Source organism: Streptomyces sp. S063 (genome assembly GCF_002832675.1).
GTDB lineage: Bacteria > Actinomycetota > Actinomycetes > Streptomycetales > Streptomycetaceae > Streptomyces > Streptomyces sindenensis.
Genome location: NZ_CP021707.1, coordinates 4,878,040 through 4,897,219 on the forward strand (window position 1 = coordinate 4,878,040; position 19,180 = coordinate 4,897,219).

At 72.9% G+C, this 19,180-nt stretch carries 17 protein-coding genes; 6 read left to right on the forward strand and 11 right to left on the reverse strand.

The features are described from left to right. The first annotated feature begins 1 nt into the window (after position 1). Positions 2-2,023 (forward strand): thioredoxin domain-containing protein, encoded by a 2,022-nt coding sequence (locus CCZ36_RS22730; protein WP_128818441.1) that lies wholly within the window; start codon positions 2-4, stop codon positions 2,021-2,023. A gap of 70 nt (positions 2,024-2,093) precedes the next feature. Here the strand turns inward: CCZ36_RS22730 and trhA are convergent, their stop codons facing one another. Next, positions 2,094-2,786, reverse strand: a complete 693-nt coding sequence (trhA, locus tag CCZ36_RS22735) for a PAQR family membrane homeostasis protein TrhA (protein WP_069738059.1) — start codon at positions 2,784-2,786, stop codon at positions 2,094-2,096. 225 nt (positions 2,787-3,011) lie between these two features. Between trhA and CCZ36_RS22740 the strand changes: the two genes are divergently transcribed. Further along, positions 3,012-4,835 (forward strand): phosphoenolpyruvate carboxykinase (GTP), encoded by a 1,824-nt coding sequence (locus CCZ36_RS22740; RefSeq protein ID WP_128818442.1) that lies wholly within the window; start codon positions 3,012-3,014, stop codon positions 4,833-4,835. A gap of 170 nt (positions 4,836-5,005) precedes the next feature. On the opposite strand, the gene CCZ36_RS22745 is transcribed toward CCZ36_RS22740, so the two are convergent. The 7 genes from CCZ36_RS22745 to CCZ36_RS22775 all read right to left on the reverse strand — a co-directional run bounded on the left by CCZ36_RS22745 (position 5,006) and on the right by CCZ36_RS22775 (position 12,764). Further along, complete coding sequence (locus tag CCZ36_RS22745) at positions 5,006-5,662, reverse strand: hypothetical protein (protein WP_128819685.1); 657 nt, start codon at positions 5,660-5,662, stop codon at positions 5,006-5,008. Positions 5,663-5,687: 25 nt separating this feature from the next. Next, the gene (locus tag CCZ36_RS22750) at positions 5,688-7,322 is read right to left on the reverse strand and encodes a vWA domain-containing protein (RefSeq protein ID WP_069739024.1); all 1,635 of its coding nucleotides are present in this window, start codon (positions 7,320-7,322) and stop codon (positions 5,688-5,690) included. Then, positions 7,319-8,554, reverse strand: a complete 1,236-nt coding sequence (locus tag CCZ36_RS22755) for a toxic anion resistance protein (RefSeq protein ID WP_128818443.1) — start codon at positions 8,552-8,554, stop codon at positions 7,319-7,321. The genes CCZ36_RS22750 and CCZ36_RS22755 overlap by 4 nt, the downstream gene beginning before the upstream one ends. Before the next feature lie 54 nt (positions 8,555-8,608). Then, positions 8,609-9,751 (reverse strand): hypothetical protein, encoded by a 1,143-nt coding sequence (locus tag CCZ36_RS22760; protein WP_128819687.1) that lies wholly within the window; start codon positions 9,749-9,751, stop codon positions 8,609-8,611. Between the two features lie 194 nt (positions 9,752-9,945). Next, positions 9,946-10,353, reverse strand: a complete 408-nt coding sequence (locus CCZ36_RS22765) for an SCO4983 family protein (protein WP_069739027.1) — start codon at positions 10,351-10,353, stop codon at positions 9,946-9,948. 161 nt (positions 10,354-10,514) lie between these two features. Continuing rightward, positions 10,515-11,726 carry a pyridoxal phosphate-dependent aminotransferase gene (locus CCZ36_RS22770; protein ID WP_069743566.1) on the reverse strand — a complete coding sequence of 404 codons (1,212 nt, stop codon included), beginning with the start codon at positions 11,724-11,726 and terminating at the stop codon, positions 10,515-10,517. 225 nt (positions 11,727-11,951) lie between these two features. Beyond that, the gene (locus CCZ36_RS22775; protein WP_069739029.1) at positions 11,952-12,764 is read right to left on the reverse strand and encodes an arylamine N-acetyltransferase family protein; all 813 of its coding nucleotides are present in this window, start codon (positions 12,762-12,764) and stop codon (positions 11,952-11,954) included. A gap of 188 nt (positions 12,765-12,952) precedes the next feature. Between CCZ36_RS22775 and CCZ36_RS22780 the strand changes: the two genes are divergently transcribed. Further along, a complete protein-coding gene (locus tag CCZ36_RS22780) occupies positions 12,953-13,282 on the forward strand; it encodes a hypothetical protein (protein WP_128818444.1) in 330 nt (109 codons plus the stop codon). Positions 13,283-13,333: 51 nt separating this feature from the next. Here the strand turns inward: CCZ36_RS22780 and CCZ36_RS22785 are convergent, their stop codons facing one another. After that, entirely contained in the window at positions 13,334-14,152 is an 819-nt protein-coding gene (locus CCZ36_RS22785; RefSeq protein ID WP_128818445.1) for an NAD(P)-binding domain-containing protein, read from the reverse strand. Positions 14,153-14,307: 155 nt separating this feature from the next. Here CCZ36_RS22785 and CCZ36_RS22790 point away from each other — a divergent pair, with 155 nt between their 5' ends. Together CCZ36_RS22790 and CCZ36_RS22795 are read left to right on the forward strand one after the other, a co-directional pair. After that, positions 14,308-14,697: a winged helix-turn-helix transcriptional regulator gene (locus CCZ36_RS22790; RefSeq protein ID WP_069739077.1), complete on the forward strand. Its 390-nt coding sequence runs from the start codon at positions 14,308-14,310 to the stop codon at positions 14,695-14,697. Between the two features lie 113 nt (positions 14,698-14,810). Then, positions 14,811-15,671 carry a S1 family peptidase gene (locus CCZ36_RS22795; RefSeq protein WP_128818446.1) on the forward strand — a complete coding sequence of 287 codons (861 nt, stop codon included), beginning with the start codon at positions 14,811-14,813 and terminating at the stop codon, positions 15,669-15,671. Positions 15,672-15,714: 43 nt separating this feature from the next. Here the strand turns inward: CCZ36_RS22795 and CCZ36_RS22800 are convergent, their stop codons facing one another. After that, entirely contained in the window at positions 15,715-16,536 is an 822-nt protein-coding gene (locus tag CCZ36_RS22800; protein ID WP_128818447.1) for a TetR/AcrR family transcriptional regulator, read from the reverse strand. 91 nt (positions 16,537-16,627) lie between these two features. Here CCZ36_RS22800 and CCZ36_RS22805 point away from each other — a divergent pair, with 91 nt between their 5' ends. Beyond that, on the forward strand, positions 16,628-17,515 hold the full coding sequence (locus CCZ36_RS22805; protein WP_128818448.1) for a siderophore-interacting protein: 888 nt from the start codon (positions 16,628-16,630) through the stop codon (positions 17,513-17,515). On the opposite strand, the gene CCZ36_RS22810 is transcribed toward CCZ36_RS22805, so the two are convergent. Next, positions 17,512-19,149: an N-acyl-D-amino-acid deacylase family protein gene (locus CCZ36_RS22810; RefSeq protein ID WP_128818449.1), complete on the reverse strand. Its 1,638-nt coding sequence runs from the start codon at positions 19,147-19,149 to the stop codon at positions 17,512-17,514. The genes CCZ36_RS22805 and CCZ36_RS22810 overlap by 4 nt on opposite strands. Positions 19,150-19,180 lie beyond the last annotated feature (31 nt).

Consider the following 19,180-nt stretch of genomic DNA (forward strand, 5'->3'; position numbering starts at 1 on the left):
CATGGCCAACCGACTTGCGCAGACCACCTCCCCGTACCTCCTCCAGCACGCCGACAATCCCGTCGACTGGTGGCCCTGGTCGCCCGAGGCGTTCGAGGAGGCGAGGAAGCGGGATGTGCCCGTGCTGCTCAGCGTCGGGTACGCCAGCTGCCACTGGTGCCACGTCATGGCCCACGAGTCGTTCGAGGACGAAGCCGTGGCCGCCTACCTCAACGCGCACTTCGTGCCCGTGAAGGTCGACCGGGAGGAGCGGCCCGACGTCGACGCCGTGTACATGGAGGCCGTTCAGGCGGCCACCGGGCACGGTGGGTGGCCGATGACCGTGTTCCTCACGCCGGACGCCGAACCCTTCTACTTCGGGACCTACTTCCCGCCCGAGCCCCGGCACGGATCGCCCTCCTTCCAGCAGGTCCTGGAAGGGGTCACGGCCGCCTGGACCGACCGGCGGGACGAGGTCGCCGAGGTCGCCGGGCGGATCGTCGCCGATCTGGCGGGGCGGTCGCTGGTCCACGGTGGGGACGGGGTGCCGGGGGAGTCCGAAGTGGCTCAGGCCCTGCTCGGGCTGACCCGGGAGTACGACGAGCAGCACGGCGGGTTCGGGGGCGCGCCCAAGTTCCCGCCGGCCATGGTCGTGGAGTTCCTGCTGCGGCATTACGCGAGGACCGGGGCCGAAGGGGCCCTTCAGATGGCCGCCGACACCTGTACGGCGATGGCCCGCGGCGGGATCTACGACCAGCTCGGCGGCGGGTTCGCGCGGTACTCCGTGGACCGGGAGTGGATCGTCCCGCACTTCGAGAAGATGCTCTACGACAACGCGCTGCTCTGCCGGGTGTACGCCCACCTCTGGCGGGCCACCGGGTCGGACGAGGCCCGCCGGATCGCCCTGGAGACCGCCGACTTCATGGTGCGGGAGCTGCGGACCGCCGAGGGCGGGTTCGCCTCCGCGCTGGACGCCGACAGCGAGGACGCGGACGGCAGGCATGTCGAGGGCGCCTATTACGTGTGGACGCCCGCGCAGTTGCGTGAGGTGCTGGGGGAGGACGACGCGGCCTTCGCAGCCGCCTGCTTCGGGGTGACCGAGGAGGGGACCTTCGAGGAAGGTGCCTCCGTGCTGCGGCTGCCGGGGGACGCCGGGCCCGTGGACGCCGCGCGCGTCGCCGGCGTACGGGCCCGGCTGCTGGCCGCCCGTGACGAGCGGCCGCGCCCGGGGCGGGACGACAAGGTCGTCGCCGCCTGGAACGGGCTCGCCATCGCCGCCCTCGCCGAGACGGGCGCCTACTTCGACCGGCCCGATCTCGTGGAGCGGGCCACCGAGGCCGCCGATCTGCTCGTCCGGGTGCATCTGGGCGAGGTGGCCCGGCTGAACCGGACGTCCAAGGACGGGCGGGCCGGGGACAACGCAGGGGTGCTGGAGGACTACGGCGATGTCGCCGAGGGATTCCTCGCGCTGGCCGCGGTGACGGGGGAGGGCGCCTGGCTGGAGTTCGCCGGATTCCTGCTGGACATCGTGCTGGAGCAGTTCACCGGGGAGGGCGGCCAGTTGTACGACACCGCCCATGACGCCGAGCAGCTCATCCGGCGGCCCCAGGACCCGACCGACAGCGCCACCCCGTCCGGGTGGACGGCCGCCGCGGGGGCGCTGCTCTCGTACGCCGCGTACACCGGGTCCGAGGCCCACCGCACCGCCGCCGAGGGCGCGCTCGGCGTGGTGAAGGCGCTGGGCCCGCGCGTCCCCCGGTTCGTCGGCTGGGGCCTCGCCGTGGCCGAGGCGCTGCTCGACGGGCCCCGGGAGGTCGCCGTCGCGGGACCGGTCGGCGGCGAGCTGCACCGTACGGCGCTGCTGGGGCGGGCCCCGGGCGCGGTGGTCGCGGCCGGGGAAGGGCCGGGGGCGGGGGCGGAGTTCCCGCTGCTGGTGGACCGGCCGCTGATGGGCGGCGAGCCGACCGCGTACGTCTGCCGCCACTTCGTCTGCGACGCGCCGACGACGGACGCGGGGGAGCTGGCGGCCAAGCTGGGCGGGTGAGGGCCCCTCGGCACGAGTGAGGGGCCGGTCGTCCCGTGCGGCCGGCCCCTCCTCCGTAACGCCTGATGCGTCACCCGTGCTGGTACGCCACCAGCGAGATGCCCACGTAGTGCGCGATGAACGCCGCCAGCGTCAGCGAGTGGAAGACCTCGTGGAAGCCGAACCAGCGCGGCGACGGGTTCGGCTTCTTGAGGCCGTAGATCACGCCTCCCACGCTGTAGAGCACCCCGCCGACGATCACCAGGACCAGGACCGCGATGCCGCCCGTCCGCATGAAGTCCGGCAGGAAGAAGACCGCCGCCCAGCCCATCGCGATGTAGCACGGGGTGTAGAGCCAGCGTGGCGCGCCGACCCAGAAGACGCGGAACGCGATGCCCGCCGCGGCGGCCGCCCAGACCGCCCACAACAGGGGCCGGGACGTCGACTCGGGAAGCAGGAGCAGCGTCAGCGGAGTGTAGGTGCCCGCGATGATCAGAAAGATGTTCGCGTGGTCCAGACGGCGCAGCACCGCCTCGCCGCGCGGCCCCCAGGTGCCGCGGTGGTAGACCGCGCTGACGCCGAACAGCAGGCAGGCGCTGAGGATGTAGACCGTGCAGGCGATCCGGGCCCTCGTGCTGTCGGCCAGCGCGATCAGGGTTATCCCGGCGATCAGGACCGCCGGGAACATTCCGGCGTGCAGCCAGCCGCGCATCCGCGGCTTGACGGGGGTGGGGTCGAGTACGACGGGGCCCGGGGTCGTGGCGGCAGCGGCGGGGTCAGTCATGACTCGCATGGTACCTACGCCACCGTAGGTGGCGGATATGGGGCGCAAATGAGTGGCGATGCTCACGTGTGAGGCCCCCTGGACAGATGGGCGGATCGGTCGGATGATCAAATGAGTGCAGTCGGCACCGGATGAGCGCCAGGGGATTTCGAAGGGTACGAAGCATCCGGGTCGCAGCCCCCACGGGGCCTACAGACAACTGACACCCTCAACGTAGGAGCGATCGTGGCGCGCGACATCGCGGCTCCCCTCACTGTCCCCACCCACCACCAGGAGCTGATCTCCTGGGTCGACGAGATCGCGGCCATCACCCAGCCGGACCGGGTGGTCTGGTGCGACGGCTCCGAGGCCGAGTACGAGCGCCTGTGCGGGGAGCTCGTCGCCAAGGGCACGTTCACCAAGCTGGACGAGACCAAGCGGCCCAACTCGTACTACGCCGCCTCCGACCCCACCGACGTCGCCCGCGTCGAGGACCGTACGTTCATCTGCTCCAAGGAGGAGAAGGACGCGGGGCCGACCAACCACTGGAAGGACCCCGCCGAGATGCGGGAGATCTTCACGGGGGAGAACGGTGTCTTCCGGGGATCCATGCGCGGTCGCACCATGTACGTCGTGCCCTTCTGCATGGGGCCCGTCGGCTCGCCGCTCTCCGCGATCGGCGTCGAGATCACCGACTCCGCGTACGTCGCCGTCGCCATGCGCACCATGACCCGTATGGGCCAGGCCGTCCTGGACGAGCTGGGCACCGACGGCTTCTTCGTGAAGGCCGTCCACACCCTCGGCGCGCCGCTGGAGGAGGGCCAGGAGGACGTTCCGTGGCCCTGCAACTCCACCAAGTACATCTCGCACTTCCCCGAGGACCGCGAGATCTGGTCGTACGGCTCCGGCTACGGCGGCAACGCCCTGCTCGGCAAGAAGTGCTACGCCCTGCGCATCGCCTCCGTCATGGCCCGCGACGAGGGCTGGCTGGCCGAGCACATGCTCATCCTGAAGCTGACGCCGCCGCGCGGTGAGGCCAAGTACGTCGCCGCCGCCTTCCCGTCGGCCTGTGGCAAGACCAACCTCGCCATGCTGGAGCCGACCATCCCCGGCTGGACCGTGGAGACCATCGGCGACGACATCGCCTGGATGCGGTTCGGCGAGGACGGCCGCCTCTACGCCATCAACCCCGAGGCCGGCTTCTTCGGCGTCGCGCCCGGCACCGGCGAGCACACCAACGCCAACGCCATGAAGACCATGTGGGGCAACTCCGTCTTCACCAACGTGGCGCTGACGGATGACGGCGACGTGTGGTGGGAGGGCATGACCGAGGAGGCGCCCGCGCACCTCACCGACTGGAAGGGCAACGACTGGACCCCCGAGTCCACCACGCCCGCCGCCCACCCCAACGCCCGTTTCACCGTCCCCGCCGGACAGTGCCCGATCATCGCGCCCGAGTGGGAGGACCCCAAGGGCGTGCCGATCTCCGCGATCCTCTTCGGCGGCCGCCGCGCCTCCGCCGTCCCGCTGGTCACCGAGTCCTTCGACTGGCAGCACGGCGTCTTCCTCGGCGCCAACGTGGCCTCCGAGAAGACCGCCGCCGCCGAGGGCAAGGTCGGTGAGCTGCGCCGCGACCCGTTCGCCATGCTGCCGTTCTGCGGCTACAACATGGGCGACTACATGAACCACTGGGTCAAGGTCGGCGCCGACAAGGACCAGGCCAGGCTGCCGAAGATCTACTACGTGAACTGGTTCCGCAAGAACGACGCGGGCAAGTTCGTGTGGCCCGGCTTCGGTGAGAACAGCCGCGTCCTGAAGTGGATCGTGGAGCGCCTGGAGGGCACGGCCGAGGGCGTCGAGAGCCCGATCGGCATCCTGCCGGCCAAGGGTGCGCTGGACACCGAGGGCCTGGACCTCTCCGAGGCCGACCTCGACTTCCTCCTCACGGTCGACAAGAAGGTCTGGCGCGAGGAGGCCGCCCTGGTCCCCGAGCACCTGAACACCTTCGGCGACCACACGCCCAAGGAGCTGTGGGACGAGTACCACGCGCTCGTCGAGCGCCTGGGCTGATCCCGGCACTCCCCACGGACCCCGCGGCCGGGTCCATCGGACATCCGCCCTGACCTGTGGGGCCGAACGATCCGCCGCGGTACGGGGCCTGTCGTCGCGCCTGTCGTCGCCGACGGCCCCGGAGGGCCTGTCCCCGGCCAAGGACGCCCCTCCCGGCCCCCGGAACCCCCTCACGGTTCCGGGGGCCGCCCCGTCTCTGCTTGCTCTGTTCTCGCCCGCACCGTTCCTGCGCCGCCCCGGTCCTCCAGGTACCGCGTGTGGGACCGCTGGCGCAGCTCCTCCGCCTCGCGCAACCCGTCCACCAGGGCCTGCGCCTCCCCGTGCAGCAGCGTCACCTGCCGCTCCAGCTCCTCCTCCGGGGCCCGCCCGCCGGGGGCGAGCCGCGTCCACCACCGCGTCCGCAGATACGCGTCCACGGCCTCCGGTACGTCCCGCCGCACCGCCCGCGCCACCACGTGCACGCCCTCCGGGTCGTCCGCCAGCGCCTCCGAGACCCAGCCGGGCGCCAGGAGTCCGTCCAGCAGGCCGGTCAGCGCCTCCAGACGCTCCGCCGCGGCCGGTGGCGGATCCACCCGCTCCAGGTACGCCCGCAAGGTCGCGAGGTCGGCCCGCAGCTCGTCCAGCCGGGACGACGGTTCCTCGAACGCCGGGGCGGGCGGGCGGCGCGGCGGGGCGAGCAGTGCGCCCGCCCCGTACAGCCCGCCGACCACCACCGGCCAGTACACGCCCCCGAACCCGGCGAAGGTGAGGAGCAGACCGCCGAGGGCCGCCGCGCTGCCGGCCAGATTGCGGGTCGACTCCAGATAGCCGAGGACCCGGTCCGCCACCGGACTCCCCTTCCTCCGCGTCTCGTCACTGGTAGCCACGGATCTCCTCGAACGCGCCGTCCAGCGAGCCGGGGCCCTCCTCCTTCGTCCCGTCGAAGAGCCGGCCGCCCGTCAGCGCGGCGATCGCCTCCAGCTCCGAGCGGTCGGAGTCCCCGAACGCGATCGGGAACACCGGGGTGACCCGCCGGGCCTCGGGCAGCGCCCGGTAGAACGCCTCGAACTCCGCCGCCGACCGGCCCGCCGTGTTCTCGCCGTCGGTCATCAGCACGATGGAGGTGAACGCGGACTCGGTGTCGGGGCCCAGGTGGTCGTAGGCCGCGGCGAGCGAGGAGTAGATCGCCGTGTCCCCCTCGGCGCTCAGCGCCGCCGCGTCCGCCCGGATCGCCGCCGGGCCCGCCTTCGGGTCCGCCGGGTCGACGGTGTGCGTACGGACCTGCTTGACGGCCGACCCGAACGGCAGCAGCGTGACCTGCTCGCGCTCCCGGAAGTCGCCGGTCAGCCCGTTCAGCGCGGACTTCAGCTGCGCGAGGCGCCGGCCCTTCATCGACCCGGAGGTGTCCAGGACGTACACGGTCCGCGAAGGGCGTCGCAGGCGGTGCTCGTACGAGGACAGCAGCCCGTCCGCCACCGATCGCGTACCGGGGAACGGCAGTTCGCGGCGCTGCTCGGGCGCGAGCGGGTCGGCGGGACGCGCGGCGGCGACGACCGGGCGGCGCAGCGTCCGCGCGGTGATCTCCCGCTGCACGGCGGTGGACCGGAAGTGCTCGGTCAGCGTCCGCACGGCGTCCCGGGCCTCCGGCGTGGCGCCGGTGAGCGCGCTCAGCGGGTAGTCGGCGGTCACGACCCCGTCGCGCGGGCGGATCACGGTCAGCCCGGCGTCGTTGTCCCGGTTCAGCGACAGCAGCACCGACTCGTAGTTGATCAGCGCGTCCACGGTGGAGCGCCGGGCGTACGCCGAGGCCAGCCAGCCCGAGGAACCGGAGGTCAGCCGCTGCCCCGCGAAGAACTCCCTCAGCTTGGGCCCGGCCCTGCGGACATCGGCGTCGGTGAGCGCCGCCTGGGCGCCGGAGAGCCCGGAGGCGATGGAGATCAGCGCGGAGAAACCGGAGTTGGAGCGGCTCGGGTCGGTCATCCCGTACGTCAGTTCCCCGGCCGCGACCGCCCGGTGGACCTGCGCCCAGCTGACCGAAGCGGCGTCCCAGCCGAGCCGCCGCACCGTCGCGGGCCGCACCCCGAGGGCGACCGGGGACGCCATCAGCGGGGTCTCCGAAGCGATCCGCCCGGCGGCCTCCGGGTCGAGGCGCAGGTAGTCGTTGGACGACAGCCACACCGCGTCGAACGCCCCGTCCGCCTCGCCGGACGCCAGGCGTTCGACGGCGTCCAGCGTGCCCGCCCAGGTGGGCCGCACGGTGATCCCGGTCGCCTTCCGCGCCTCCTCCAACAGAGGCTTCATGTCGCTGAGTTCACTGGAGGCCAGGACGCGCAGCGTGCCCGTGCGGGCCCGCCCGTCGTCGGAGGGGACCGGACCGGAGCCCCGCCCGTCGCCCGCGTCGGACGTACAGGCGGCGAGCGGGAGCAGCAGGGCGGCGGCCAGCAGCGGGAGAAGTACGCGGCGGGCGTACGGCGGCCGGCGGGCGTGGGGCGGTCGGCGGTCTCTCACGCGCGGCCCCCGTCCAGCGTCGCGTCGGCCGCGCGGACCCGTTCCAACCGGGCCCCGGCCTCGTGGAGTTCGGCGGTCAGCGACGCCACGGTGGCGGCCATCGTCTCGGTCGCCCGCGCCTTGTACGTGTCGATGGCGTCGAGCGTGGCGTAGATCTGGCCGAACGCCGTCCGCAGGGTCTCGGCCCCGACCGCCGGGTCGGCCGCGATGCGCTGGATCTCCCCGCTCTGGGTGGCGAGCATCTCCGCGTTGCCCCGGATCAGGTCCTCGGTGGTGGTACGCAGCACCCGCACCTGCTCGGTCACCCGGCGCTGGTTCTCCAGCGCCGAGGACAGCATCACCGCGATCCGCAGCGCGGACACGGTGGTGGTGGCCGCCCGGTCGACGCCCTTGATCAGCTCGTCGTTGTTGCGCCGTACGACGTCCATCGCCAGATACCCCTGGGCGCAGACCGCGATCTGGGTCAGCAGATCCTGGTGTTTCTGCCGTACGGGAAAGAGGACGTCGGCCCGCAGCGCGTCCGCCCGCACCGGGTCGCCCGCCGCCCCGGCCTCCGCGACGCGCCGCTCCACGACGTCGGCGAGGGCCGCGGTGAGGACCTCGTACTCCTGCAACTTCCCCATGGTGTCCCACAGGCGGGTGCGTTCGGTGTGCAACACCGCGTTGTCGCGCCGCAGTTCGTCCTGACCGCTACGGAGCGAGCCGACGATCCGGTCGAGGGTGTCCCTGGCGGAGGCGTACCGCGCGACATGGTCGCGCAGTCGGCGTCCGCCCGGCAGCCGCGACAGCAGCCGGCGCGCCCCGCGCCCCTGGGTGTCCCGCGGGTCGAGGTCCTCCACCGTCCGGCGCAGCTCGACCAGCGAGGAGCCCACCCGGGCCGGGGCGTCTCCCTCGCCGGAGGCCAGCGAGCGGACGGTACGGTCCAGCATCCGGTTGGACTGCTGGGCGGCGCCCCGGATGTCGCCGTGCCCGAGCGCGGCGATCTCGGCGACCCGGGCGCCGAACTCGGGTGAGCGGGCGTCGAGTCCGGCGAGCCCGTCGACGTACTCCTCGGCCCGCCGCAGCATGTCGGCGCGCACGTCCTCCGCGACCGGGACGAGCCCGGTCGCCTGCTCGGCCCGGACGGGGGCGACGGGTGCGGGCGGGGTGAGCACGAGCGGGGTGGTCGGCGGGTCGTGGGGCCGTCGGGGGTCCTGGGGCCCGGTGTTCCGAGGCCCGGTGTTCTGGGTCATGGCGGAGGTCTCCTGACTGCGGGGAGCTGAGCTGTGGGCCGGCCGGGGGTGTCGTCAGCCGCGGGCCCGCCGTGCCATCGAGCGCAGCAGCTCCGCGGTGGGCACGGGCGCCTGGCGCACGCCGGTCAGTCGCTGGTCGATGTAGGCGGTGTGGCCGGCCGTGGCGGCGGTGAACTCGGCCGCGGCGCCCTGCGGCCGGAAGCCGTGCCGTACCGCCAGCTTCCGCAGCGCGGGGTCGGTGGACAGCAGCTCGCCCAGCTCGCGGCCGTGATCGGTCAGCGGTACGAGGGTGTGGTCGCTGGAGACCGTGGTGTCGGGGTAGAGGACGACGAGGTCGCCGACCTCCTGTCGCTGACTGTTCATCAGGAGGGAGGCCACCTGCGACTCGTAGACCAGCACGAGAGGATTGCCGACCCCGCTGATGAAGTCGCGGAACGGCGCGTCGCTGCTGGTCTGCTGCGCGCCCTGCACCTGGACGAGCTTGCGCAGCAGGGGCGCCGTGCGCTCCAGCGCCTTCGCGTCCGTGGCCACCCGGCCGCCGTCGGCGGCGTACGAGGCGGCGGCGAGGTAGAGGGCGCCGGAGTTGGACGTGACGGGATCGGTGCTCGTGATGAACACCGTGCCGCTCAACTCGGCATGCCCAGAAGCTCCCTTGAGCTGCTGCCAGGTACGGTCGTCCTCGGCCGCCGCCAGATAGGGGCCCATGAGCAGCGTTCCCTGCGTGGCCCACTTGGACCCGCCGCCCGACCCGTCCGAGGGGCCCGACCCGTCGGTCGCTTCCGGCGCGCCCGTCCGTAGTCGGGCGAGGCCGTTGGCCGCCAGGACCTCGGCGGCGTTGCGGTGGGCCACCACGACGAGCGGTGAGTAGAACGGCCGCAGCGGGCCGCCGCGGGTCTTTGCGCTCCGACTCAGCTCATCGGCGGGGGCCTTGGAGCCGGGGAAGGCGAAGTCGTAACCCTTCAGGGGCAGCCGGTCCATCGCCCAGGAGCCGGAGGTCTCCGTCCGGACGGTGAACCCTTCGGCCGCGAGGGCCTTCACGGTGTCGGGGTCGGCGAAGAACTCGGCCTTCTCCGATCCGATCACCCCGCGCACGGTCTTCGTGGCCGTGCCGCTGTCCCCGTCGGCCCCGCTGTCGCGGCCCAGGGCGACGGCCGCTGCCACACCGGCGATCAGGAAGACCGCCAGGACGATTCCCACGATGCGTCTCACCCACGCAGCGTGCTCGCGGAAACCCACATTCCGGGCCGAGTCGGGTGGACGGCAGATGAAGGAGCCATCCCAGAACGCAACGGACCGGCAGCGGGGTGGTGGCGGACCGGCGGCGGGGCGCGGAACCTCCGGGGTCCGTGGCGCCCGGTCCGCACGCCTCCGGGGCGCGCGGACCGGGGCCGTCAGTGGGCGCCGACCAGTCGCGCGGAGGAAGCGGGGTCGGCGAGGGCGGCGAGGGCCGCGGTGTGGGCGTCCATCCGTTCGGCGGAGAGGATGGCGGCGGTCGTGTCGGCGCGGGACGCGGCCACCAGCAGGGCCCGGCCCGCGAGGGTGTGGGCGCGGCGGTGGAGGTTCGCGGGGGCGGCGGCGGTCAGCCCGGCGTGCCGGGCGGGCGGGGCGCCGCGCAGCCGGGCCACCTGCTCGGCGATACGGTCACCCGCCGCGCCCAGGCCCAGCTCGTCCGTGACCGCGAGGAGGGCGGCCAGGTGCCCGGCGAGCTGGATGTCCAGCTCCTCCTCACGGCTGCGGTGGGGGAAGTCCGCGTCATCGGCCGGGCTGTGGACCGAGGGGCTGCGGATCGGCTCGTACATGGATGGCCTCCCGAGGGTGCGTGCGACCATCCTACATTGGAACGAGTCTAAAGTTGTCCGTGATCCGGAAGCGTGACCGGTCTACGGCAGTCCGTAACCGCCTCCATGGCCCCGGCGGGTCTACGGCCGCCCGTGAACCGCCTCCATGGCCTCCGGCGGGTCTACGGCTGGCCGTAACCGTCCAGGAAGGTGCCGATCCGGGTCACCGCGTCGGCCAGGTCCTCGACCGCCGGCAGCGTGACGATCCGGAAGTGATCGGGCTCGGGCCAGTTGAACCCGGTGCCCTGCACGACCATGATCTTCTCGGCCCGCAGCAGGTCCAGCACCATCTGCCGGTCATCCTTGATCTTGTAGACCCTGGGATCGAGCCGGGGGAAGAGATACAGCGCCCCCTTCGGCTTGACGCAGGTCACGCCGGGGATCGAGGTCAGCAGGTCGTACGCCGTGTTCCGCTGCTCCAGGATCCGGCCGCCCGGCAGCACCAGGTCCTCGATCGACTGCCGTCCGCCGAGCGCGGTGGCCACCGCGTGCTGCGAGGGCATGTTGGCGCAGAGCCGCATGTTGGCGAGGATCGTCAGCCCCTCGATGTACGAGGTGGCGTGCGCCTTCGGGCCGCAGACGGCCATCCAGCCGGAGCGGTAGCCGGCCACCCGGTAGTTCTTGGAGAGCCCGTTGAAGGTCAGCACCATGAGGTCCGGGGCCAGGGCCGCCGTCGGGGTGTGGGTCGCGCCGTCGTAGAGGATCCGGTCGTAGATCTCGTCGGAGCAGACGATCAGGTTGTGCCGACGGGCGATCTCGGTGAGACCGCGCAGCATCTCGTCGTCGTACACCGCACCGGTCGGGTTGTTCGGGTTGATGATCACCAAGGCCTTGGTGCGGTCGGTGATCTTCCGCTCGATGTCCGCGAGGTCCGGCATCCAGTCGGACTGCTCGTCGCACCGGTAGTGCACGGCCGTCCCGCCCGCCAGCGAGACCGAGGCGGTCCACAGCGGATAGTCGGGAGCCGGTACGAGCACCTCGTCGCCGTCGTCCAGCAGTGCCTGCATCGACATCTGGATCAGCTCGGAGACGCCGTTACCCAGGTAGATGTCCTCGACGTCGAGCTCGATGCCCTTGGTCTGGTAGTGCTGCATCACCGCGCGCCGCGCGGACAGCAGGCCCTTCGCGTCGCCGTAGCCGTGCGCGCCCGCGACGTTGCGCAGGATGTCCTCGAGGATCTCCGGCGGGCACTCGAACCCGAACGCGGCCGGGTTGCCCGTGTTCAGCTTGAGGATGCGCTGACCGGCCGCTTCCAGCCGCATCGCCTCCTCCAGCACGGGGCCCCGGATCTCGTAACAGACATTGGCGAGCTTCGTGGACTGGATGACCTGCATGTCCGCGAGCTTACGGCGGCGTTTCGCGGGGTGCGCGGGGATTGCTCCCGGCGTACTCCCTCCGGGGCGTTTCCCGGCCCCGCCCCGTCTTCCATCGCCATGCCCGCCGCCGTCCCGGACCGTGGGATCGCCCGGTCGGGGCGGTGTCGCGGCTTGGAAACGAGGCGTGGGCGGCCGGGACGGTGAGATGCGCCACGCGGGGGGCCGCCCGCCCGCGCGGAGCCGTCACTCCGGCAGCCGGGTGCCCGCCGGGAGCCGGATGCCGAAGTCGTCCGCCAGGACCCGCAGCGCCTCGTCGCCGTCCTTCAGCGTCCGCTCCTCGACCGTGCCGTCGTCGGCCGTCTCCACCAGGTCCAGCCCGGCCAGCAGCAGGTGCGAGTCGGGCCGGGTGCGCTGCGCGTACACCGCCTGCCGGAACGGCGAGCGGGGATGCGTCGCGATGTGCCAGTTGATCACCTCGTAGTCCGGCGCCTCGAACGGCTCCAGCGTGAACGCGTACTGCGCCTCCCACGCGCCGCCCTTCTCCGCCTGAAGCTCCCACATCGGCAGCGGGCCGTCGTGCGCGATGTGGACGAGCCGGTGGTGGCGCGGGCCGTCGAACAGCTCGGCGTCCTTCACCAGCGGGATCGGCTCCATCAGGGCGCCGGTCGCCCCGAAGCCGACGTCCGCCAGATACGGGTGCGGCTCCCCCTCCACGTCCACCTTCATCAGCATGTGCGTGCGCGGCCGGATGTCGCCCGGCGCCGCCCCCAGCACCACGCGGGCGACCAGCAGCGTCACGGGGAAGCCGAGCTGCCGCAGGACGGTGGAGAACAGGGTGTTGTGCTCGTAGCAGTAGCCGCCGCGCTCGCTGCGCACGAGCTTCGCCTCCAGGTCGTCGAGCGCCAACGACGGGGCCGAGCCGAGAACGGCGTCCAGGTTCTCGAACGGGATGCCGGACAGGTGCGCGCGGTGCAGGGATCGCAGCACCTCCAGGGTGGGGCGGGGCTTCCCGGTCCAGCCGATGCGGGCGAAGTACGCGTCGAGGTCGAGTGTCATACGCCGACCGTACGCAGCCGGGGCGCGGGGGCGCCTCCGGCTGCGGACCGAATTGCGTGACCGGAGGGCCTCGGTCGCTGGACCGAGGCCCTGGATCGAGGCCCTGGACCGGGGCTCTCCCGGACCCGGCGGCTCAGATCCTGCTCAACTCCGGTGAGAGCCGGAGCCGGCCCGGGTAGCGGTGGATCATGAGCCTGTTCCGGAAGCCCCAGCCCCTCGCCGTTCTCGTCGTCCGCGACGCCCCCGATGTCGTCGCCGCACTGCGGAGCGCGCTGGAGACCGCCCCGGACGCCGAGCGCCCCGGGCTGGAGCGGGCCCTCGCGCTGGCCGAGCGGTCCGCCGGGCGCTCGGATGCGGAGCTGCGCGGCCGGTGGGTGCGCCGGCGGCTGGACGCCGCCGGGTACGAGGGCCCGGCGGACTCCGTGGAGGCCATCAAGCTCCTGCGTCGGGCCGAGCCCGGACTGACGCTGCTCCAGGCCGTGACGTACGCGAAGGAGACCGCGGCGGCCGAAGGCTGACGCGGTGGGGGCCATGACGCTCCGGTCCGCCCCGGCACCCGACGCGGACCGTCACATGCCGGCCATCGCACCCGTCGAGGCGATCAACAGCGCCGTGCCGACGCCCTGCTCCTCCGCCGCACGGAGCAGCGCCGCGTCCCCCGCCTCCGCCACGGCCGCGCTGGTCGGGTCCTCGGGCGCGGGCCCGCCCGCGTACGCCGCCGTCGCCGGGGCCATCGCCGTGAGCCAGTCGGCCAGCAGGGTGCCGAAAGCGTGTCGGTCGATCCCCGCGTCCGCCACCAGCGCGGCCGCGTGCCGGGCCCCGGCGAACATGGCGGTCATCGCACTGAGCAGCGCCACGTCGTGGAGTGCGGCGAAACCGGGGTCGGCGCCGACGTACCGGGTGGCGGCGGGCACGGCCAGCGTCTCGCGGTGGGCGTCGAAGACCTCGCGGGAGCCGCTGTAGAAGACGTAACCCCCGGCCTCCGGCACCCCGATCATCGGCGGTACGGCCATGATCCCGCCGTCCAGGAAGCGGGCGCCGCGCTCGTTCGCCCGGGCCGCGCGGGCCCGCGACTCGGCCGGGGTGGAGGTGGTGAGGTCGACCAGGTCCTTGCCCGTGAGGTCGGCATCCGCCAGCGCCTCGCGGACCGAGGCGTCGTCCAGCAGGCAGGTCACGACGAGCGGGCTCGCGGCCACCGCCTCGGCCGCCGTCGCCGCCACCCGTGCGCCGGCGGCGGCGAGTTCGGCGGTCTTCCCGGGGCTGCGGTTCCACACGGTCAGGGGGTGCCCGGCGGCGAGCCAGGTGCGGGCGAGCGCGGCGCCCATCGCGCCGAGGCCGAGCAGAGTGAGAGGGGCGGGCGCAGCGGAGGCAACGGTGTTGTCGGACATGCCGATTAGGCTGGTCGAAGGCTCCGACGGCGACAAGTACGCACTGTGGAGTGGGTGGTTACCTCATGGATAGCGACCAGTCGGGGAGGGCAGGACGGGAGATGGCGGGTGGACGGCTGATGACAGGGGGACGGGCGATGGCGGACGGACGGGCGATGACGCGGATCGTGCGGCGGCCGGGGGCGTTCGTCTGCGGGATCGACGCGGCGATGGATGTCATCGGCGGCAAGTGGAAGGTGCTCATCCTGTGGGCGCTGAACGAGAAGACCTGCCGCTTCGGTGAGCTGCGGCGGGCCGTGCCCGGGGTGACCGAGAAGGTGCTCAGCTCCCATCTCAAGGAGCTGGAGGACGACGGCATCGTGCACCGCGAGGTGTACGCCGAGGTGCCGCCGCGCGTGGAGTATTCGCTCACCCCGCTGGGGTTCTCGCTGAACGCGGCGCTGGAGCCGCTGGGGGCGTGGGGCCGTGACCACATCTACCGGGGCGCGGAGGAGCCCGGGGCGGGGGCCGCCGCCGGGCCCGTGGCGGGGCCGGGACAGCGGTAGCCGTGGCCGCGGCCGGAATTGACCTCTTGTGACGGCCTGACATCTGCGCAAGCATGCGCATGTCAAAAGCCGGAAGATCTCCGGCCCTTGGCATCACTGGAGGTACCCCCCACATGAACAAGCCTCTCGTCGGTGCGATTCTTGCTGCCCTGCTCCTGGGAGCGGGCGTCGCGCCCGCCGTCGCGGCCGAACCCGCACAGCCGGCACAGGAAGCCGCGCCCAAGGCCGGCCCGGCGGCGAAAGCCGTGACCTTCGCCGGGACCGTCGCGCTCAGCAACTGTTCGGGCTCCGTGGTCCGCACCCCCGACGCCGCCCCCACCGACCCCGCCCTCGTGCTCTCCAACGGGCACTGCCTGGAGTCCGGCTTCCCGGGCCCCGGCGAGGTCGTCGTCGACCGGCCGTCCTCCCGGACGTTCACCCTGCTCAACGCCTCGGGCCGTGGAGTCGGCACCCTGAGGGCCGGCAAGATCGCGTACGGCACCATGACCGACACCGATCTCTCGCTCTACGAACTCACCAGCACCTACCGGCAGATCGAGGACAGGTACGGCATCCGGGCGCTGGAGCTGGAGACCGCCCACCCGGCGGCGGGCACCGCCATCACGGTCGCCTCCGGCTACTGGAAGCGCACCTACAGCTGTGACATCGACGGCTTCGTCCACCGGCTCAAGGAAGGCCGGTGGACCTGGAAGGACTCGGTCCGCTACACCCCGGAGTGCAGGACCATCGGCGGTACGTCCGGCTCGCCGGTGATCGACGACGCCACCGGCAAGGTGGTCGCCGTCAACAACACCGGCAACGAGAGCGGCCAGGAGTGCACGGACAACAACCCGTGCGAGGTCGACGAGAACGGCAACGTGACCGTCCGCGAGGGCATCAACTACGCCCAGCAGACGTACAACATGGTCCCGTGCATCGGGGCCGGCAGCAGGATCGACCTCGACCGTGAGGGCTGCGCGCTGCCCAAGCCGTAGCCGCCTGAAGCCGCAGGGGCGCGCCGGGCGGTCCCGGCCTCGGTCAGGGCCGCCCGGCGCGCGCCGCCTCGATCCCGTCCAGCAGCACCTCGAGCCCCACCCGGAAGGTCTCACGGGCCTCCCGCTCCGGGTACGGCACCGCCTCGACGCCCTCGGGCACGGCTCCCGGATGCGGCTCCACCGGCCCCTCCGCCTCCAGGCGGCTCACCGCGGGGAAGCGCTCCGCGAAGTCGGGGACCAGCTCCAGCAGGGCCGCCGAGCGCTCCGCCCACCACTCCTCGTCGGAGCTCCCCGTGGCCGCCGCGGCCAGCCGGGCGTCGGCCACCGCCTGCGCCGAACCCCGTAGATACGGGAACAGGGTCCCCACCAGCCGCCGCACCACCCCGGCCGGCAGGCCCGTCGTCCGCAGCAGGGTCACCAGCGTGTCCAGGCCCGCGTACTCGTGCGGCCCCAGCACCGGACGCGCCTGCGAGACCTGGAGCACCCAGGGGTGGCGTACGTAGAACTCCAGGACCTCCCCGGCCCAGGCGGTGAGTGCCGCCCGCCAGTCACCCGGGTCCGACTCCGGGTACGCGGTGGGCAGTTCGGCGTGGACGGCGTCGTACATCAGGTCCAGCAGCTCGCTCTTGCCGGGGACGTAGGTGTAGAGCGCCATCGCCGTGCGCCCGAGCCGGTCGCCGACCGCGCGCATCGACAGGGCCGCCATCCCCTCCTCGTCCGCGAGCGCCACGGCCGCCGCCACGATCGCGTCCACGCTCAGCCGGGGCTTGGGCCCCGGGCCGCCGCGCGTCGGCGGCGGGGCGTCCGAACGCCACAGGAGGGAGAGGGAACGGCGCGGATCGCCCTGTCCGGCGAAGACCACCACGTGCGACTCCTTACGGCGTAAAGTAACGTCCGGCGGGTAATTCATTACGCCGTAAGGTATCAACCTCCACAGGAAGAGGGGTCGGGTCGCAATGGGTCAGGCTTTGCCGGTCACGTACGTACGGGTCGTGGACATCGAACGGATCACCCCCGGGACGGTCAGGATCGGCTTCACCGCCGACGAGCTGCCCGGGCTCCTGGAGGACCGCCCGGACCAGCAGGTGAAGCTCTGTCTGCCACGCGCCGGACAGGCCGTGCCCCGGCTGCCGGAGCGGGAGGCCGAGGACCCGTACGGCATGCGCTGGTACGAGGCGTACCTCGCGATCCCGGAGGCGGAGCGGCCCTGGATGCGCAGCTTCACCGTCCGCTCCTACGACCGCGAACGCAACGTGATGGCCGTCGACTTCGTGCTGCACGGCGACGGCGGCCCCGCCTCCCGCTGGGGCGCGGCGGCCCGGGTCGGCGACGTCCTCGGCATGGTCGGCCCGTCCTCCCTCTACGCCCGTCCCCTGCCCGCTGCCCGCCGGATGCTCCTCGCCGGGGACGAGACCGCGCTCCCGGCCATCGCCACGGTGCTGGAGGCGCTCCCGGCCGGAACCGGGGCTGTCGTGTACGCCGAGGTCGCGGACGCGGCGGAGGAACGGGAACTGCCGGCCGCGGCGGGCGGGGCCGAGGTCCGCTGGGTGCACCGCGAGCGGGGCGGCTCGCTGGTGGACGCCGTACGGGACGCCGGGGCGGACCTCGACGGGGTGGACGCGGCCTGGGTGGCGGGCGAGGCGTCCGTGGTCCGCGCGCTCCGCCGCCACCTGGTCGAGGATCGCGAACTCCCGAAGGCGGCAGTCGAGTTCAGCGGCTACTGGCGGCGCGCGCTCACCCAGGACGACGCCCCCACCAAGGAGGACCTCGCCTGGGCGGCGGAGCGGGCTTCGGAGGCTTCGGGGGCCTCGGGGTCCTCGGGGGCCTCCGAGGAAGCTTCTTAAGCCGCCCCCGCCCCCGTCTGCGCCCCCGCGCCCCGGACCGCCCGGCCCGCCAGGACCGACGTGCGCTTGCCGTCCTCGATGACGAAGCGGCCGTCGATCAGGACGTGCGGGATGCCCACCGGCAGGGTGCGCGGCTCCTCGAACGTGGAGCCCGCCGCCACCGTCTCCGGGTCGAACAGCACCAGGTCCGCGCGGTAGCCCTCGCGCACCAGGCCCCGGTTCGCGAGCCGCAGCCGGGCGGCCGGGCGCGAGGTGAGATGGGCGACGCACTCCTCCAGCGAGAGGATCCCCAACTCCCGGGCGTACCGCCCCAGATACTGCGGGAACGTGCCGTACGCCCGGGGGTGCGGCTTGTCGCCCTGGAGGATGCCGTCGCTGCCGCCGGTGTGCACCGGGTGCCGCATGATCTGCTGGACGTTCTCCTCGTGGCCCACGTGCTGGAGGATCGTCGTCCCGAGCCGGTCCTCGGTGAGCAGCCGCCGCGCGGTCACCCACGGCTCCTCACCCCGCAGCCGTGCCGACTCCTCGACCGTACGGCCCACGTACTCCGCCAGGTGCGGCGCGCTCACGCCGGAGATCTCGATGGTGTCCCACTCGATCGGCACCCCGTGGCAGCCGTCCGAGCCGAGCACCTCCAGGTGGTGCCGTATCTTCTCCGCGCTCGCCGGGGCCGCGAGCCGGGTGAGGACCGACTCCGGCCCTCCCTCGCTCGCCCAACTCGGCAGCATCGCCACCAGAGTGGTGCAGCCGGGGGTGTACGGGTAGGTGTCGAGCGAGATGTCGGACCCGGCGGCCAGCGCGCCGTCCAGGAGGGCCAGGAGGTCCGGCGCCTTGCCCTTGTTCACGCCGAAGTTCATGGTGGCGTGGGCGAGATGGAGGGCGCAGCCGGCGTGGTGCGTCAGCCGCACCATCTCCTCGTACGCGGCCAGGGCGCCGGCTCCGTAGCTGCGGTGGTGGGGGCAGTAGTAGCCGCCGTGCCGGGCCACCACCCGGCACAGCTCGGTGAGTTCGGCGTCGTCCGCGTACATCCCGGGGGTGTAGGTCAGCCCGGACGACATGCCGACGGCGCCCTCGCGCATGCCTTGGTCCACCAGCTCCCGCATCCGGACCAGTTCGGCCTCGGTGGCGGGCCGGTCGTCCCAGCCGACCGCGTACATCCGGACCGTGCCCTGCGGGATCAGATAGGCGGCGTTGACCGCGATGCCCTGGCCGCCGAAGTTGCGGTCCAGGCGGTCCAGATATCCGCCGACCGTACGCCAGTCGAAGTCGATGTCGCTTCCGTCGCCGTTCCAGCCGGTGATGGAGCGGCGGACCTCGGCGAGCGTACGGTCGTCGACGGGCGCGTACGACATCCCGTCCTGGCCCAGCACTTCGAGGGTGACCCCCTGCGCCGCCTTCGCGCTGTGGTCCGGGTCGCGCAGCAGCGCCAGATCGCTGTGGGCGTGCATGTCGATGAAGCCGGGGGCGAGCGCGAGGCCGTCCGCGTCCACGGTCCGGGCGGCGGCGGGCCGGGGGCCGGGGGAGCCCTCGGGGTGGATCTCGGCTATGCGGCCGCCGTCGAGGGCCACATCGGCGCGGTAGGAGGGCTCGCCGGTGCCGTCGACGACGAGCGCGTCACGCAGGACCAGGTCCATGGGTGGCCTTTCGAAGCGGGGAGGGAAGCGG

Excerpts from the sequence above, each read along its gene's own strand:
- CCZ36_RS22730 (WP_128818441.1), top strand. The coding sequence starts at position 2 with ATGGCCAACCGACTTGCGCAGACCACCTCCCCGTACCTCCTCCAGCAC.
- trhA (WP_069738059.1), bottom strand. The coding sequence starts at position 2,786 with ATGACTGACCCCGCCGCTGCCGCCACGACCCCGGGCCCCGTCGTACTC.
- CCZ36_RS22755 (WP_128818443.1), bottom strand. The coding sequence starts at position 8,554 with ATGACCCAGAACACCGGGCCTCGGAACACCGGGCCCCAGGACCCCCGA.
- CCZ36_RS22765 (WP_069739027.1), bottom strand. The coding sequence starts at position 10,353 with ATGTACGAGCCGATCCGCAGCCCCTCGGTCCACAGCCCGGCCGATGAC.
- CCZ36_RS22770 (WP_069743566.1), bottom strand. The coding sequence starts at position 11,726 with ATGCAGGTCATCCAGTCCACGAAGCTCGCCAATGTCTGTTACGAGATC.
- CCZ36_RS22775 (WP_069739029.1), bottom strand. The coding sequence starts at position 12,764 with ATGACACTCGACCTCGACGCGTACTTCGCCCGCATCGGCTGGACCGGG.
- CCZ36_RS22780 (WP_128818444.1), top strand. The coding sequence starts at position 12,953 with ATGAGCCTGTTCCGGAAGCCCCAGCCCCTCGCCGTTCTCGTCGTCCGC.
- CCZ36_RS22785 (WP_128818445.1), bottom strand. The coding sequence starts at position 14,152 with ATGTCCGACAACACCGTTGCCTCCGCTGCGCCCGCCCCTCTCACTCTG.
- CCZ36_RS22790 (WP_069739077.1), top strand. The coding sequence starts at position 14,308 with ATGACGCGGATCGTGCGGCGGCCGGGGGCGTTCGTCTGCGGGATCGAC.
- CCZ36_RS22795 (WP_128818446.1), top strand. The coding sequence starts at position 14,811 with ATGAACAAGCCTCTCGTCGGTGCGATTCTTGCTGCCCTGCTCCTGGGA.
- CCZ36_RS22805 (WP_128818448.1), top strand. The coding sequence starts at position 16,628 with ATGGGTCAGGCTTTGCCGGTCACGTACGTACGGGTCGTGGACATCGAA.
- CCZ36_RS22810 (WP_128818449.1), bottom strand. The coding sequence starts at position 19,149 with ATGGACCTGGTCCTGCGTGACGCGCTCGTCGTCGACGGCACCGGCGAG.